At 45.7% G+C, this 2,412-nt stretch carries 2 protein-coding genes; one reads left to right on the forward strand and one right to left on the reverse strand.

Translation table 11 applies throughout. From position 1 onward, the window contains the following. The coding region (locus R8269_RS23425) for a DNA polymerase II (RefSeq protein WP_318222687.1) at positions 1 to 1,715 on the forward strand (1,715 nt) is incomplete at its 5' end. Here R8269_RS23425 and R8269_RS23430 read toward each other — a convergent pair. Further along, positions 1,712 to 2,412: nucleotidyltransferase domain-containing protein (locus R8269_RS23430; RefSeq protein ID WP_412079965.1), on the reverse strand; the 701-nt coding region annotated here is incomplete at its 5' end. The genes R8269_RS23425 and R8269_RS23430 overlap by 4 nt on opposite strands.

A 2,412-nucleotide genomic window follows, 5' to 3' on the forward strand; every position in this document is an offset into this window, starting at 1 on the left:
ATCCTGATGTTATTGTTGGTTGGAACGTTATCGACTTCGATTTTCGTCTCCTTCATAAACGTGCGGAATGGCACAACATGAAGTTGATGTTGGGTCGCGCCGATCAGCCAAGCTTCTTTCGTAGCTCATCCCAAAGCCAACAGGGGTTTATCTCAATTCCCGGACGTGTAGTACTCGATGGCATCGATACACTAAAAACCGCGACTTATCACTTTCGGTCTTGGTCATTAGAATCGGTTTCACAAGAATTACTCGGTGAAGGCAAAGAGATCCATAACGTGCATGACCGTATGGACGAAATCAATCGCATGTATCGCTCCGATAAGCCTTCACTTGCCAAATACAACCTGCAAGATTGCGTGCTGGTAAACAAAATCTTCGAGCACACGCATCTCCTCTCGTTTGCTATTGAACGGTCGAGGTTGACGGGAGTTGAGTTGGATCGCGTCGGAGGCTCAGTCGCGGCGTTCACCAATCTTTATTTGCCACAAATTCATCGAGCAGGTTACGTCGCACCCAATTTGCACCCTGAAAACTGGATTGCGAGTCCCGGCGGTTACGTAATGGACTCAATCCCTAACCTTTATGACTCAGTTTTAGTGCTGGATTTTAAGAGTCTATATCCCTCTATTATTCGCTCTTTCTTGATCGACCCTATGGGTTTGGTCGAAGGTTTATTACTGGACATTGGTAAGGATGACGATCAAGCCGTGCCTGGTTTTCGTGGTGGTCAGTTTCATCGTTCGAAACACTTTTTGCCAGAGATGATCGAAAAGCTTTGGGCGGCACGAGATGTTGCGAAGAAAAACAACGAGAAAGCCTTTTCTCAAGCAATCAAAATCATCATGAACTCGTTTTATGGCGTATTGGGCTCATCGGGATGTCGTTTCTTTGATACTCGATTAGCTTCCAGTATTACCATGCGTGGGCATGAAATCATGAAGCAAACTAAAGTGCTGATTGAAAACAAAGGCTATCAAGTGATTTATGGAGATACAGACTCAACATTTGTCTCTTTGAATGGTTCATACAGCCAAGCGGAAGCGGATGAAGTCGGCAATCACTTGGTTGAATACATAAACTCTTGGTGGCAAGAGCATCTTCGCGCTGAGTACAACCTCACTTCAATGCTTGAAATTGAATATGAAACTCACTACCGCAAGTTTCTGATGCCAACTATTCGTGGCGCGGAAACGGGCTCGAAAAAACGTTATGCGGGTTTAATTGGTGAAGGAGAACAAGAGCGCATTGTATTCAAAGGGCTAGAAAGTGCGCGTACCGACTGGACGCCATTAGCGCAAAAATTCCAAAACACGCTCTATCGAATGGTATTTCACGGCGAAGACCCGAGTGACTATGTGCGTGAAGTAGTAGAAAAAACCAATAATGGGGAGTTTGATGACCAATTGGTTTATCAAAAGCGACTACGCCGAAAGCTGCATGAGTACCAAAAAAACATCCCACCTCAAGTGCGTGCAGCACGTTTAGCCGACGACATTAATGCCAAGCTTGGCCGACCTTTACAGTATCAAAATCGTGGGCGCATAGAGTATTTGATTACCCTAAATGGCCCTGAGCCTCATGAATACCGTAACAGTCCTATCGACTACCAGCACTACATCGACAAGCAGATAAAGCCTGTTGCAGATGCGATTCTGCCATTTATCGGCACAGACTTTGAAACCCTATCAGCACCACAGATGGGACTGTTCTAACCAATACGAAACTCAGTCTTTTGGTACTGCTTCACGAGCCAGCCACCGAAGGCATCAATTAGGCCAATGACCGAACGCTTGGGAATTGGCCTTCCAGATAACAATATGCAGAGGCGGTCAATCTCCAGTTTTTTCTCGGGATGATATTGCAAAAACACTTCACCACATTCTATGGGATCATCAAACCAGCGCTTATCGCGATACATCACCAAAGAGTAAGAAGCTCTTAATAACTTTTTAGCGATGACTACCTGCGCACGAACTTGCTCCTCAAGGCTTGTCGCCTGAACAATCTTAGCTCGATACACCGCTAGCCATTCTTCAACATCCATATTCCAGTGCTTAGCAATTTCCCAACTCGGCACATAGTCGCCAAAACAATCAGCCAAGTCATCGCCATGCACACAAACACAGCAGTGCTTGAGCATAAAGCCCCAAGTAAAAATGCTATCAAGATTGGCAACTTCGCTAACAAGTGCCGTTCTTATCGCCACTCCCTTGACTTGCGGATGATTTTGCTGAGCTCGCCACTTTATAGTATTGAGCAGCGTCGCTCGGTTGTTCTCAAACGTCGACTTTGTCACCACAACTAAATCCAGGTTGGACTTTCCTGCTATTGCCGTTTTTCGCGCAACACTTCCGTACACATAAACGCTGTGAAGATTTTGCCCTAGACCACCTGTTAGGCACATCAACA

Source organism: Vibrio sp. Vb0667 (assembly GCF_033391095.1).